The organism is Streptomyces rapamycinicus NRRL 5491 (genome assembly GCF_024298965.1).
GTDB classification, from domain to species: domain Bacteria; phylum Actinomycetota; class Actinomycetes; order Streptomycetales; family Streptomycetaceae; genus Streptomyces; species Streptomyces rapamycinicus.
This window is the reverse complement of record NZ_CP085193.1, coordinates 11,315,410-11,329,400: the sequence shown is the minus strand read 5'-3', so window position 1 is coordinate 11,329,400 and position 13,991 is coordinate 11,315,410. Positions and strand designations below refer to the sequence as shown.

At 71.5% G+C, this 13,991-nt stretch carries 11 protein-coding genes; 4 read left to right on the top strand and 7 right to left on the bottom strand.

Annotated elements, in window-relative coordinates; translation table 11 throughout:
• Nucleotides 1-13: 13 nt before the first annotated feature.
• On the bottom strand, nucleotides 14-1,618 hold the full coding sequence (locus LIV37_RS46820) for a CocE/NonD family hydrolase (RefSeq protein WP_243146572.1): 1,605 nt from the start codon (nucleotides 1,616-1,618) through the stop codon (nucleotides 14-16).
• 218 nt (nucleotides 1,619-1,836) lie between these two features.
• Between LIV37_RS46820 and LIV37_RS46815 the strand changes: the two genes are divergently transcribed.
• Nucleotides 1,837-2,601, top strand: coding sequence for a TetR/AcrR family transcriptional regulator (locus tag LIV37_RS46815; RefSeq protein ID WP_020874091.1), 765 nt, complete (start codon nucleotides 1,837-1,839; stop codon nucleotides 2,599-2,601).
• Here the strand turns inward: LIV37_RS46815 and LIV37_RS46810 are convergent.
• Together LIV37_RS46810 and LIV37_RS46805 are read right to left on the bottom strand one after the other, a co-directional pair.
• Nucleotides 2,598-3,056 carry an RrF2 family transcriptional regulator gene (locus tag LIV37_RS46810; RefSeq protein ID WP_020874090.1) on the bottom strand — a complete coding sequence of 153 codons (459 nt, stop codon included), beginning with the start codon at nucleotides 3,054-3,056 and terminating at the stop codon, nucleotides 2,598-2,600. The genes LIV37_RS46815 and LIV37_RS46810 overlap by 4 nt on opposite strands.
• A gap of 33 nt (nucleotides 3,057-3,089) precedes the next feature.
• A complete protein-coding gene (locus LIV37_RS46805; RefSeq protein ID WP_020874089.1) occupies nucleotides 3,090-4,286 on the bottom strand; it encodes an acyl-CoA dehydrogenase family protein in 1,197 nt (398 codons plus the stop codon).
• Between the two features lie 154 nt (nucleotides 4,287-4,440).
• Between LIV37_RS46805 and LIV37_RS46800 the strand changes: the two genes are divergently transcribed.
• On the top strand, nucleotides 4,441-7,524 hold the full coding sequence (locus LIV37_RS46800) for a SpoIIE family protein phosphatase (RefSeq protein WP_020874088.1): 3,084 nt from the start codon (nucleotides 4,441-4,443) through the stop codon (nucleotides 7,522-7,524).
• A gap of 25 nt (nucleotides 7,525-7,549) precedes the next feature.
• Here LIV37_RS46800 and LIV37_RS46795 read toward each other — a convergent pair whose 3' ends face one another.
• Nucleotides 7,550-8,290: an SDR family NAD(P)-dependent oxidoreductase gene (locus tag LIV37_RS46795; protein WP_020874087.1), complete on the bottom strand. Its 741-nt coding sequence runs from the start codon at nucleotides 8,288-8,290 to the stop codon at nucleotides 7,550-7,552.
• 211 nt (nucleotides 8,291-8,501) lie between these two features.
• Between LIV37_RS46795 and LIV37_RS46790 the strand changes: the two genes are divergently transcribed.
• Together LIV37_RS46790 and LIV37_RS46785 are read left to right on the top strand one after the other, a co-directional pair.
• A complete protein-coding gene (locus tag LIV37_RS46790; protein WP_167525945.1) occupies nucleotides 8,502-9,320 on the top strand; it encodes an SDR family NAD(P)-dependent oxidoreductase in 819 nt (272 codons plus the stop codon).
• A 95-nt stretch (nucleotides 9,321-9,415) separates the two neighbouring features.
• Nucleotides 9,416-11,080, top strand: a complete 1,665-nt coding sequence (locus LIV37_RS46785) for an IlvD/Edd family dehydratase (RefSeq protein ID WP_020874085.1) — start codon at nucleotides 9,416-9,418, stop codon at nucleotides 11,078-11,080.
• Between the two features lie 26 nt (nucleotides 11,081-11,106).
• Here the strand turns inward: LIV37_RS46785 and LIV37_RS46780 are convergent, their stop codons facing one another.
• From LIV37_RS46780 to LIV37_RS46770, 3 genes are read right to left on the bottom strand one after another with little or no spacing between them, the layout of a single operon-like run.
• Nucleotides 11,107-12,234, bottom strand: coding sequence for an ABC transporter substrate-binding protein (locus tag LIV37_RS46780; protein WP_020874084.1), 1,128 nt, complete (start codon nucleotides 12,232-12,234; stop codon nucleotides 11,107-11,109).
• A 2-nt stretch (nucleotides 12,235-12,236) separates the two neighbouring features.
• Entirely contained in the window at nucleotides 12,237-13,154 is a 918-nt protein-coding gene (locus LIV37_RS46775; protein WP_020874083.1) for an ABC transporter permease, read from the bottom strand.
• A gap of 40 nt (nucleotides 13,155-13,194) precedes the next feature.
• The gene (locus LIV37_RS46770; protein WP_020874082.1) at nucleotides 13,195-13,989 is read right to left on the bottom strand and encodes an ABC transporter ATP-binding protein; all 795 of its coding nucleotides are present in this window, start codon (nucleotides 13,987-13,989) and stop codon (nucleotides 13,195-13,197) included.
• Nucleotides 13,990-13,991: the final 2 nt, after the last annotated feature.

Genomic DNA, 13,991 nt, shown 5'->3' with positions numbered 1-13,991 from the left:
GCCAGCGACCGTTTCATCGTTCGGCGCGGACCTGAGGCAGCTCCAGCGCCGAGCCCCCGTGCACGGTGACGCGCACGGGCGTGAGGGTGGTCGCGTCGAGCGTCGGCTCGCCGCTTCCGGAGTTACGGGCGAAACGCGGGTGGGCACCACCGCTGATCTGGAGCCGGACCCGGTGGCCGGGGGCGAAGCGGTGGGCGGTGGAGCTCATCGGCACGGTGACCTCCAGGGGGTGTTCCGGTGTGGTGGGCAGCCGCACCAGCCCGTCGCACACATTGACGGAGCGGCCCTTTTCGTCGACGTCGCACAGCCGGGCGAAGACATCGGCGTAGCCGGTGTCCGTGGAGATCCGCAGCCGTGCGGCCACCGGGCCCAGGACGTCCATGGGCTCGTTCACCGGCTCACTGGTGAACGTCAGCACATCGGGGCGCCCCTCGAGGTCGCCGTTGTCACGGCTCCCCGCGGTGGCCGAGAGCAGTGGCCCACCGATGGACGGGGTGGGATCGGCCGGGTCGTAGCGGAAGGCGGCGAGCGGGACGGGCGCCTCGGACGGCTGCCGGACGAGCCGCCCGTCCCCCGCCGGGAACCACTGGCCGACGGCCGGGGACGGCGGCCACTCGGCGAGGTCCCGCCAGTGCCCCTGACCGCCGATGTGCACCCGCACCCTGGCCGGGCGCGGCCCCGAGGGGTCGTCGCACAGATGCGCGCGCAACCAGGCGAGGCTTTCGGCGAAGACCTCCGGCCAGCCCTTCTGGAGCGCGGAGGCGTGGGTCCAGGGGCCGACGAGCAGGGACGTCTCGCAGCCCGCCCCGCGCAACCGGCCGTACTGCTCGAAGGTCTGGTCCACCAGCGCGTCATGCCACCCGCTGATCAGACAGGTGGGGACGCGCGAGGTGGCCGCGGCGCCACCCGTGGCCGCGCCCTCCCAGAACGGGTCGCCGGCGTCCGGGTGTGACATCACCTCGTCCAGCCAGGGCACTTCACCCCCGAGCCCGCGGACGTAACTGCCGCGCAGCGGAAGCGCCCGGGTCATCTCCGCGAAGTGGCGCCGCAGCCGCAGCGTGGCCCGGAGGAAGGGGCCGAACCCCCGGTGCTGGGAGGTCATACCGGAGCCGACGAGCAGCGCGTTCTCCAGTTGCAGGGCGCCGTTGCGGTGGAAGAGGGCGTGCGGGTCGTGCAGGCCGACCTGCACCACCATCGCCCGCAGCTCCGGCGGCGGGTCCAGGGCGAGCGCCCACTGCGCATAGCCGAGGTAGCTCGGGCCGAGGGTGCCCAGCGCGCCGGTGAACCAGGGCTGGTCCCGCAGCCAGTCCACGGTGGCCAGGCCGTCGGCCGCCTCGTTCCGCCAGAAGTGGAACTCGCCGCCCGAGCCACCGGTGCCACGGCAGCTCTGCAGCACGACGTGGAAGCCCTGCTCGGCGAAGAGCATGCCGTACATGGGTGACCAGGGCACACCCCTGCCGTAGGGCGAGCGCACCAGCAGGGTGGGGAAGTCGCCGTCCGCGCGCGGGAAGTAGTGGTCCGTGCGGAGGAGGCTGCCGTCGGCGGCCGGTACCTCGAGGCCCGGCTCCCATCCCGCCTCGAACCGCCTGGCCGGAAGGCCGCGCCAGGTCGCCCTCATCATCCGTGCGGACAGCGGCGGCTTCCCCGGGGGCGCGATCCAGGTGTTTCCGGCCCCGCCGTCCGTGGCCCCGGACACTCCATCGCGCGTGTGTGACGTCATCCCGCGTTCCCCTCCCCTAATCCCGTACCACGTACGAGAATAGTAGATGCTTGGATGGATTCCGCAAGTCGGCATGGCGAGGCGAGTCGCCATGGCGGGGAAGGAGCGATCAGGTCGTGGTGCGCGGTGACGGGTCGGACGCCGGAGGCGTCGACCCCCAGCAGCTGTGGCTGAACTCCGACCGCCCCCGCAAGGGGCGCAAACCCGCCTTCAGCCGGGCGGCGATCACCGAAGCGGCGGTCGCCCTCGCGGACGCGGAGGGAATCGACGCGGTCACCATGCGGCGGGTGGCCTCGCAGGTCGGCGCCGGGGTCATGTCGCTGTACAGCTACGCCCCCGACAAGGAGACGCTGCTGCGGCTGATGGTCGACCATGTGAGCGGCGAGCTCTCACCGCCGGACCCGCTGACCGGCGACTGGCGTGCCGATCTGAAGGCCATCGCCCATGCCCAGCGGGCCCTGATGCTCCGCCACCCCTGGCTCCCCACCGCGCTGTTCAACCGCCGCTGGTCCCTCGGGCCCAACACCCTGGCCTTCCTGGAACACGCGCTCGCCGCCCTGCGGCCCACCGCGCTGGACGGCGGCGCGAAGCTGGAGGTGTTCAGCCTGATCACGGGTTTCGCCGCCAGACTCGTCGCCGACGAGATCGCCCAGGCCGCGCTCTCCGCCTCGCCCGAGCGGGCCGCCGCCGAGGCCCGCTACCTCGCCGCGGTGGCCGCCGACGGACACCATCCGGAGCTCGCCGAGGCCCTCTCCGCCCCGGCCCGCCCGCTCACCCCCGACGCCACGTTCGCCCGGCTGCTCGACCGCATGGTCGACGGTCTGGACGCCGGCTCGCAGGGCGGCCCGGGCGCCGGCGGCGGGGCGTCAGAAGCCCCCTAGGGGTTGGTCCACGCCTCCGGGTCCTCGGCGAGGCCCAGGACGTCGCCGGGCAGCTCGGCCGCGGCCACCTCCGCGAGGGTCACCTCGCCGAGGATCTTGCGTACGTTGGCCCGTACCGCGATCCACAACGGCAGCAGCGACTCCGCGGGGCCGCAGTACGACAGCTCGGGCGGGCGCACTCCGCGCACCGACACCAGGGGGCCGTCGACCACCCGGATCACCTCGGCGATGCTGATGGTGTCCGCCGGGCGGGCCAACCGGTAGCCGCCCTTGCCGCCACGCTGGCTGGCCACCAGGCCGCCCCGGCGCAGATCGCCCAGGATCCCCTCGAGGAACTTGTGCGGGATGCCCTGCGCACCGGCGATCACCTCGGCCTTGACCGAGGTGTCCTCCCCCGCCACGGCCAGTTCCAATGCCGCCCGCACCGCATAGTCCGCCTTCGCCGAGATCCGCATGCGCTGATTATCCGCCCCTTGAGCACCGGGCCGTCAGAAGGGCAGGGTGAACGGGGGGTGCTCACCGTTGAGGAAGTAGTCCCCGACCTCGTGGAGCCGGTGGGCGACGGGGTCGTAGAGGGTGTGGGTGCGCGCATTGCGCCAGAAGCGGTCGAATCCGTAGGCGGAGGAGGCGGCGCGGGCGCCGACGACGTCCAGGGCACGGGCGGTGGCGTCATGGGCGGCCCGGGAGGCGGCGGCCTCGGCCGCGGCGGCCAGCACGGTGATCTCGGCGCATTCGTCGTCGGTCAGGTCCTCGCCGCGCGCCAGCCCGCCGTCCAGGGCCTCCAGCGCCTGGTCGGCGAGGGCGGCGGCGGAGAAGGTGGCGACGGTGAGCTCCCCGTAGGTGGTCAGCGCGTACGGATCGCGCGGGGAGGTGTGCGGCCAGGGCGCGTGCACCGCCCTGGTGTACTCGCGGGCCTCGGCGAGCACCCCCTGCGCGATCCCGAGACATATCTGCGCCGAGACCAGCCGGCCGGTCGGCGCGGCCAGCCCGCTGAACGGCGAGAGGGTGTCCTCGTCCCAGGAGAGCGGCCCGAGCACCGCGTCGTCCTCGACCGGCACCCCGTCGAACTCCACACTGCCGCCGGCCGCCAGCCGCTGCCCGAAGGTGTCCCCGTCGTCGCTGCCGCACACCACACCGGGGTGGGCGGTGTCGACGAGCACGGCCAGCGGTTCGCCGGTGTCGGCGTGGGTGACGCGGACGGCCAGCCGGTCGGCGACCAGCACGCCGGTGGCGTACCCCTGGCGTCCGTTCACCAGCCGGCCGTCCCTCCCGGAGGTCAGCGTCAGCCGTGGCTCGCGCGGGGTCAGACCCCCGCCCCAGCACCACTGCCCGGCCGCCGACTCGCGCTCCACCCGGGCGGCGAGATCGGCCCCGCCGAAGAAGCGGGCGCTGAAGGACAGCAGGTAGTGGCAGCCGAGCACCTGGCCGATCGCGCCGTCGGCCGCGGCGATCTTCCGTACGACGGCGCAGGCCGTCGACCAGCCCGCTCCCCCGCCGCCGCGCTCGACGGGGATCAGCAGCGCCAGCAGCCCCGCCTCGCGGAGCCGCGCGATCTCGTCGTACGGCGTCTTACCGGCCTGGTCGCGGACGACCGCGTCCGTGGCGAGGTCGTCCGCCGCCTCACCGGCGATCTGCAGCCACCACGCGCGGTCGACCGCTTCGGCCGCCGCATCCACCACCGTCACGCCCGCTCCCCTCCATCGGCCGGACATCATCATTCCCTATTTTTCCAGTAGGGAAAATAGGGAACTTGGCGGCGGACGTCCGGTGAGCGATGTCCGGCATATGCCAGTGCTACGTTTGTCCGAGAACGCCCTATTCCGTGAGTGAGGTCCTGGGATGGCGGAGTGGCGCGGAACAGACGCGGTGGGGCGCTCCCACTCATGGGGCGATGAACGGCTCTCCCTCCTCTCGGCCGTCGGCACCGCGCTCACCGACCGCGAGGTAATGCAGCACGCCCTTGACCAGGCGGTCTCCGAGCTGGGCGGACTCGCGGGCCTGGTGCACTGGTCCTGCGGCCCGGCCGGGAGCCGTACGCTGCGCCTGGTCCTCGCCGGCGGGCTGCCGCTCGCCGCCCTCGGCGGCTGGGAGGAGATCCGCCAGGACGAGGCCCCGCTCGCCCCCGCGCGCGCAGTGCGCGACGGCCGCTTCGTATGGCTGCCGGCGGCCTCCGGCGAGACCGCCGGGGTCGGGGAAACCGCCGGGACCGAGGAGACCGCCGGGGTCGAGGAGGCCGCCGGGGTCGGGGAAACCGCCGGGGTCGGCGGGGTCCCCAGCCCCGGGGAGACCGCCCGCGCCGCCTCCGGGAGCCTTCCGGCCGCGACCACGGTGGCGTCCGTTCCGCTGACCGGGCCGGACGGGCCGGTGGGCGCGCTGTCCGTCCTCACCGGCCCACGGGAGCCGACCCCCGAGCAGGCCGCCTTCCTCGAGGCGGTGGGGCACTGGGCGGAGCGTCGCCTCTCGCGGTCGGGAGTCGGGGTCGGCGACTGCGACGAGTACCCGTGGTGGCAGCAGCGGCCGGGCGGCTCGGTGGTCCAGCAGTCCCTGGACGCGGTCAAGGCCGGCTCCTGGGAATGGGGCATCCACAGCGGTGAGATGCGCTGGGACCGGGCGGGGCTGACACTTCTCGGCCTCCCCGGCGGCTACGAACGGCGGATCGAGAGCTGGCTCAACCTCATCCACCCCGAGGACATGCCGCGGGTGATGGCCGCCACCGAGAAGTCGCTGCGCGAGCGGAGCGGTTACGAGGCCGAGTACCGCGTCCGCCGCCCCGACGGCACCACCGGCTGGGTGCAGAGCCGTGCCCATCTCGAGCTCGACGCGAACGGCGAGCCTGTCCGCATGCTCGGGAAGGTCTGGGACACCACCGTGAGCCGGATGGCGCGGGAGTCGGTCGGGCAGGCGCTGCGGTACATGAGCGACGCGTTCTTCGCGGTGAACCTGGACTGGCGGATCACCTTCCTCAATGTCGAGGCCGAGCGTCTGGTCGGCCCGGCCGGAGAGGTGCTCGGCAGGCCGCTCTGGGAGGGCCCCGCGGGCACGGTCCCCGAGCTGGAGGACCGCTGCCGGCGCGCCGCCGCCGACGGCAGGCCGGCCGGGTTCGACATCCAGTGGCCCACCGACGACCGCTGGTACCACATCCGGCTGGTCTCCGTGCCCGATGGGCTGACGGCCTATCTCACCGATGTCACCGAAGGACGCACCGAGGCCGCACGGCGCGCGGAGGCCGAGCGGGTCGGCACCGAACAGGCGACCCGGATACGAGAGTTGACGAGTGCGCTCGCCGATGCGGTGACCACCCAGGACGTCGTCGAGGTCGTCGCCGAGCATGTCCTGCCGCCGTTCGGCGCATCGGGTCTGCTGATCGAGATCCTGGAGGGCGGCCGATTGCACCTGGGCGGAGCGGTCGGGTATCCGGGCGTCTTCCTCCGCATGGTCGACGGGATCTCGGCATTCGAGGGCTTCCGCCCGCTCAATGATGTACTCGACTCGCGCCTGCCCTACTTCATCTCATCGGTCGAGGAGTACGAGGAGCTCTTCCCCAACCTGGTCGGCAGACCCGCCCTCTCGCAGAAGAAGGCCTGGGCAGTGCTGCCCATGATCGCCTCGGGAGTCGCCATCGGCGTCTGTATCGTCTCCTTCGCCGAGCCCCGGCAGTTCTCCGGCGATGAGCGCACCCTGCTCACCGCCTTCACCGGCATGGTCGCCCAGGCGATAGCCCGGGCCCGCCTCTACGACGCGGAGCACGCCCGCGCCCAGGAGCTCCAGCGCGGTCTGCTCCCCCGGGCGCTGCCCACTCCGGCCGCCCTCACCGCCGCCGTCCGCTATCTGCCCGCCAGCAGCGGTACGGATATCGGCGGCGACTGGTACGACGTCATCCCTCTGTCCGCCGAGCGGGTGGCCCTCGTCATCGGAGACGTAATGGGCCACGGTCTGGCCGAGGCCGCCACCATGGGGCGGCTGCGCACCGCCGTGCACACGCTCGCCAACCTGGAGCTGCCCCCCGAGGAGGTCCTGGCCCATCTGAACGAGGTCGTCAGCGATCTGGGCGACGACTCCTACGCCACCTGTCTCTACGCGGTGTACGACCCCGTCTCGGGATGGTGCTCCCTGGCCCGCGCCGGTCATCCCCCACCCCTGATCGTGCGGCCCGACGGAAGCGTGGAGTGCCTGGACCCGACGCCCGATCCACCGCTGGGCGCCGCCGAGCCCCCGTTCGCCACCGTGGATCTCCAGTTGCCCGACGGCAGTCTGCTGGTGCTGTACACCGACGGTCTGGTCGAGTCCGCGGCACGCGACATCGACACCGGCATCGCCGAGTGCACCCAGGTGCTCACCAGCGAGTACGGCCGACTCCTCACCTGTCCTCCCGACCGTCCGCGTACGAGCGGCCGGAGCGCGGGCAGTGAACACGGGGTGGACCACGACCGACTCGACCGGCTCTGCGACCTCCTGGTCGGGGTCATGCTGCCCCCGAAGCTGCTGACCGCCGACGACACCGCCCTGCTGATCGCCCGGCTCCACGGGCTGGCGTCCGGGAACACCGCCGGGTGGCCGTTGCCGGAAGACCCGGTGGCCGCGGGTCTCGCCCGCACCCATGTGCGCGAACAACTCCGGGCATGGGGGCTCGACGAGCTCATCACAACCACCGAACTGCTGGTCAGCGAGCTCGTCGCCAATGTCGTCCGGCACGCCAGGGGGCCCACCAGGCTCCGGCTGATCCGCGGCAGATCGCTGATCTGCGAGGTCTCGGACGCCAGCGCCACCACCCCCCGGATCCGCCGGGCGGCCGAGACGGACGAGGGAGGGCGGGGGCTGCAGTTGGTCTCCGCGCTCTCGCAGCGCTGGGGGACCCGTTACACCGCCGAGGGCAAGTGCATCTGGACGGAACAGCCCATCGCGTGGACCGGTGCGCCGCCCTGACGCGGCCCCCAGGGCCCGGCGGGCGTCAGCCGATGGCCGGCTCGCCGCCCCGGGCCTCCAGGATGGCGCCGGTGATGTAACTCGACCGGGAGGAGACGAGGAAGAGCACGGCTTCGGCGATCTCCTCGGGTGCCGCGGGCCGGTCCAGAACCGTGGCCCGTACCACGGTCCGCAGGGCCTCCTCCCCCATCTCAGAGGTGCCCGGGGTGCGGACCGGGCCCGAGCGGACCGCGTTGACCCGGACTCCGCGGCCGCCGAACTCATCCGCCCACACCCGGGTCAGCAGCTCCAGCGCGGCCTTTGATGCGCCGTACGCCCCGGCGGCGCGGGCGGGGGCACCGGCGGCGATGGTGCTGAGGTTGACGATGGCCCCGTGGCCCCGGGCGGCCATACCCGGTGCGAGCCGTCCCACCAGCAGAAGCGGCGCACGGGCGTTGATGGCCATATGGACGTCGAACATCTCGGACGAGGTCCCGGCGGTGTCCGCGAACCGGTAGACACCCGCGTTGTTGACCAGGATGTCCACGTCCCCCGCCGCGGCGGCCAGCCGCCGCACATCGTCGGCCTCGGCCAGATCCGCCGCCACGAACCTGGCCGTGGCGCCCGTCGCGGACACCTCCTGGACCACGTCCGCGCCCCGGCGCGCGTCCCGGCCGTGGACGACGACCTCGGCCCCCAGCGCCCCCAGCCGCAGGGCCACGGCCCGGCCGATCCCCGCCGTGGCGCCCGTCACCAGGGCCGTGGCACCGGACAGCTCACCACTCATGCGGACACTCCTCACCGTAGGCCGGACACCGATCCACACCACACGCACCGGATGCTTACCGCACCCACCCCCACCGGGCCGTACGGCTCGCCGCCGCAGGGGCTGAACGGACGTCCGCGCGGAGCCGCCGAATGGCTCCGGGTCGAAGCTTCGCCGAGAAGGCCGAGGACACGATCTTCCGCGTGGCGCTCGTCTTTGCTGTACTGCCTGGGTGCGGAAAACATCGTCAACCAGCCATGTCGCCCTGGTGACGGGGGCGAACCAGGGGATCGGCGCCGCGACGGCACGAGCGCTGGCGGCCCGCGGTGTCGCGATGCTCTGCGCCTATCTGCGACCGCCACCCGGCACCGGCGAGGAGGACGCCCCGGATCCGTACCACGCCGCGCGATCCACCGACGGTGAAGAGGTCGCGGCGGAGATCCGCCGGGCCGGAGGGCGGGCGGAGGCCTTTGAGGCGGACCTCGGCGACCCGGCGGTTCCGGAGCGGCTCTTCGACCTCGCCGAGGACCGCCTGGGCCCGGTCGACATCCTGGTCAACAACGCCTCGGGGTGGATCCAGGACACCTTCACCCCCGATCCGGCCGACCGGTTCGACCGGCCGCTGCGCCCCGTCACCGCGGAGACCTGGTCCCGGCAGTTCTCGGTGGACGCGATGGCGCCCGCGCTGCTGATCGGCGAACTGACCCGCCGCCACCGGGCGCGCGGTGCCGACTGGGGGCGGATCGTGGGCCTGACATCGGGAGGCGAACTCGGCTTCCCCGGAGAGGTGTCCTACGGTGCGGCGAAGGCCGCACAGACCGACTACACCCTGTCGGCGGCCGCGGAGCTGGCCGGCCTCGGCATCACGGCCAATGTGGTGCAGCCGCCGGTGACCGACACCGGGTGGGTCACGGACGAGGTCCGGCGGTTCGTCGCCGCGAGCCCCACCCATTTCCATGTCGCCGATCCGGCGGAGGTCGCGAAGACCATCGTCTTCCTCGCCTCGGACGAGGCCGCGCTCATCACCGGAAACGTCATCACCCTTCGCTGACAAGGATCGCCAGAGGGAGTGCAGAAGTGACTGACACGGGAACACACGGCCGTCGGCGCAGCGCGGCCTGGTTCGGTGCGGAGGGCCGGTCCGGGATGGTCTATCGGTCCTGGATGCGCAACCAGGGCTATACCGGTGAGGTGTTCGACGGCCGTCCGGTGATCGGCATCGCCACGACGTGGTCGGAGCTGGCGCCCTGCAACAGCCATCTGCAGCGGGTGGCGGAGTCGGTGAAGCGCGGGGTGTGGCAGGCCGGGGGCTTTCCGCTGGAGTTCCCCGCGATGGCGCTGGGCGAGACCCTGATGCGGCCGACCGCGATGCTGTACCGCAATCTGCTGGCCATGGAGGCCGAGGAGCTGATGCGGGCCAATCCGCTGGACGGTGTGGTGCTGCTGTCCGGCTGTGACAAGACCACCCCGGGTCTGCTGATGGCCGCCTCCAGCGTCGATCTGCCGGCCATCATGGTCACCGGCGGCCCGATGCTCAACGGCAAGTACCGGGGCGGGGATGTGGGCTCGGGCACCCAGGTGTGGCGGTTCGAGGCCGAGTTGGCGGCCGGGCGGATGACCCAGGAGGAGTGCTTCTTCGCCGAGGGCTGTATGGCCCGGTCCAACGGGCACTGCATGACCATGGGCACCGCGTCCACCATGGCCTCCATGGCCGAGGCACTCGGTATGCAGCTGCCCGGTTCGGCGAGCTGGCCTGCGGTGGACTCGCGGCGGTACGAGACGGCGCAGCGCGCCGGGCAACGGATCGTGGCCATGGTGGCGGAGGATCTGCGGCCGTCGCAGATCATGACCCGGGAGGCGTTCGAGAACGCGATCCGCGTCAACGCGGCCATCGGCGGCTCCACCAACGCGGTGATCCATCTGCTGGCCATAGCGGGGCGGCTGGGGGTGCCGCTGGCTCTCGACGACTTCGACGCGCTGGCCCGGGAGGTGCCCACGCTGGTCGACCTCCAGCCCTCCGGACGGTTCCTGATGGAGGACTTCTGCTACGCGGGTGGGCTGCCGGTGGTGATGCGCGAGCTGGGCGCGCTGCTGCACCCGGAGCCGACCACGGTGACCGGCCGTACGGTGGCGGAGAACGTCGCCGACGCCGAGTGCTGGAACCGTGAGGTGATCCGGACACTCGACGACCCGTTCCAGGAGGCGGGCACCGGCACCGCCGTGCTGCGCGGCAATCTCGCGCCGAACGGCGCGGTGATCAAACAGTCCGCCGCATCGCGCCATCTGCTCACCCACCGGGGCCGGGCCCTGGTGTTCGACACCCCGGAGGACTACCTCGCCGTGCACGCGGATGAGGATCTGCCGGTGGACGAGAACACCGTGCTGGTGATCCGGGGCAGCGGCCCGCGCGGCTACCCGGGGATGCCCGAGGTGTCCAATGTGGTGCTGCCGCCCAAGTTGCTGCGCAAGGGCATCGAGGACATGGTGCGCATATGTGACGGCCGGATGTCCGGCACCGGCTTCGGCACCGTGGTCCTCCATGTGTCCCCCGAGTCCGCCGTCGGTGGCCCGCTGGCGCTGGTGCGCGACGGCGACTGGATCACCCTGGACGTCCCGGCGCGTACGCTGACCCTGGACGTGGGCGAGGCGGAGCTGGAGCGCCGACGGGCCGCCTGGGAGCCCCCGCCGCCGGTCGCCGACCGTGGCTGGAGCAGGCTCTACACCGAGCATGTGCTGCAGGCGGACCAGGGCCTTGACCTGGACTTCCTGGTCGGTGGCAGCGGACATCCGGTGCCCCGCGAGTCCCACTGACCGGAACCGGCGCGGGGCGGACCGGATCAGTGGCCGGGCGTCGCCGCCCGGGCCTGCGCCCGGATGGCATCGGCGTCGAAGTCGTTGATCTCGTCGGTGAGCTGACCGGTGAACACCTTGTCCACGTCCACCTTCTCGTCGATCAGCCCGGCATGGTTCATGAAGTCGATGTTGCGTTGCAGTTCCGAGCGCTTGAGGATTCCCCATTCGCTCTCGCCGGACTGCACGCCCATCGTCCTCATCCGGACCCGGAGCACCTTGGCGTCGTTGGCACGGGACTTCTGCCGCGGCAGGGCGCGGTTGCGGGCCTCGGGGTGGGTGGCATAGAGGTCGTCGATGGCGGCCTCCGGGTTGGTCTGGGCGAAGACGACGCCCTTGGCCACCGCCCGGCCGATCCTGGCGAAGAGGTCCGGGTCCCGTCGCAGCCGGGAGGCGTCGGCCACCAGGCCGCCGCCCGCGAGGCTGTCCACCCTGGGCAGCGGGATACGGCGCAGGGGCACACCGCTGTTCTGGAGGATCTGGAACTGGGTGTCGAACAGGGCGACCGCGTCGACGTCCCCATTCTTCACCGCGGCTGCCTGCTGCCCTCCAGTGCCGATGGAGACGAACGTGACGGACTTCTCGGGGATGCCCTCGTCACGGAGCAGCACCTTGATGTTGGTGACGGCGGCGCTGCCCAGCGAGGCCACCCCGACCGTCTTTCCGCGCAGGTCCTTCAGGCTCTTGATGGAGGACGCGGCGGGGACACGCAGCCCGTAGATGTTGTGCCGGTAGAAGGAGGCGAAGTAGCGCAGGTCGAGCTTTTTGCTGGGCTGGTCCACGTAGATCACCGGCTCCGGGGTGATCGCGCCGACCGTGGTGTTGCCCGTGGCCACCTGCTGCGCCTGGATGGTGGCGCCGTCGAGCAGGACGAAGTTGACGTTGAGGTTCTCCTGGGTGAAGTAGCCGCGCTTCTCGGCGACGGCGAGGCTCGCCAGTCCGGCGTTCCAGGTCTTCGCCGAGAGACTGATGACGACCTTGTCACCGTCCCGTGCGCCCACCCCGTCCGACGGCAGTCCGCAGGCGGTCAGCCACGAGGGTCCCAGCAGGCCGACGGTCAGCCACAGCGTCAGCCTGCGCGCGGTCGTACGGGGCCGTTTCCTGATGGTCATCATGGTCAGACGTCCTTGATCCGTACATCGTCGTCATGGGACCAGAAGGCGATCTTCTTGCCGACGCCGGTGATCAGGAAGTGCAGACACAGACCGATCACGGACAGGATCACCAGCACGGCGAACATCGACGCGGTGTCCAACTGGGTGTTGGAAGCCTGGATGACATAGCCGAGTCCCGCCTGTGCGCCGACGAATTCGGCCACGATGGCGCCCAGTACCGACAGCACCGCGGCGGAGTCGAGTCCGGCGATGACGTGGGGCAGCGCCGCGGGGATCCGCAGTCGGCGCAGCACCTGCCAGCGGGAGGCGCCGAAGGAGCGCAGCATGTTCTGTTCGTCCGAGCCCGCGGAGTTCAGTCCCAGGATCGCGTTGATGAGCAGAGGGAAGAAGGCGATCAGCGCGGTGGTGAGCGTCTTGGAGGTCATACCGAAGCCGAACCAGATGAGCAGCATCGGGGCCATGGCGACCTTGGGGACGGTCTGGACGACCACCACCAGGGGAAGCACCGCCTTCTCCGCCACCTTCCACTGGGTGACCAGCAGCGCGGTCGCCAGCGCGAACGCCACGGCCAGCAGAAAGCCGCCGATGATCTCCTGGAGGGTGACCCAGGTGTGGAACGCCAGTTGCCCGTCGAGGATGCCGTCCCAGAGGGCGGTGAAGACCTCGCTGGGTGGCGGGACGATGATGGGCGACACTCCGGCCACGCGCACCGCCGTTTCCCAGATGCCGAGCAGCACGGCGAACAGGGCGGAGCTGAGCAGCCATCCGGGGAGGTCTTTGAGCTGCCGGCGACGGACGCGGTCGCCGGCCGCCTCGATGATCTGTGTGTGGTCGTCGCGGTCGGCGGGGTCCGCGGCATCGGTCGCGGTGCCGGATGTGCCGGGGCGGAATGGTTGCGACGAATCGGTATGCGTCTTCATGGCGCCTCTTCGTGCCGGGGACGGAGGACCTGCCGGGCGGTCATCTGGGGCTGAGTTCATGCTCGGAGTCCAAGGTGCGACGGATCCCCTTGACGTAATGGCCGAACTGCTCGGTGTTGATGTCGGAGAGCCTGCGGGGACGGGGCAGTTCGACGTCGACCACGCTGACGATGCGACCGGGCCTGGAGGACATCACGATCACCCGGTCGGAGAGCAGAACGGACTCGGAGATGCTGTGAGTGACGAACAGGACGGTCTTGCGGTCGCGTTCCCAGATCTGGAGGAGCTCCAAGGACATCTGGTCGCGGGTCATGGCGTCCAGCGCGCCGAACGGCTCGTCCATCAGCAGGATCCGGGGATCGTGCATCAGGGCCCGGGCGATGCCCACACGTTGCTGCATACCGCCGGAGAGTTCCCGGGGATAGCGGTCCATGAAGTCGCCGAGGCTGAGGGTGCGCAGCAGAGTCTCGGCCCGTTCGGTGTCGTCCCGGCGACGGCGACCGCCGACCAGGTCGCGGGGCAGCAGAACGTTGTCCTTGACCGTGCGCCAGGGCAGCAGCAGGGGCTGCTGGAACACCATGCCCATCGCCTGGCGCCGGTCGTCGGTGCCGGTGTGGAAGCGCATGGTTCCCGCGGTGTGCCGCTCCAGACCGTTGATGATCTTCAACAGGGTCGACTTGCCGCACCCGCTGGGTCCGACGAGGGAGACGAACTCCCCGTCGGCGATGGATGCGCTGATGTCGCGCAGGGCGACCACATCGGACCGGCCCCTGGCCCGGTAGTGCTTGTCGACGTGGTCGAGTTCGATGATGGGCCGTCTCCGTTGACGTGCCATGA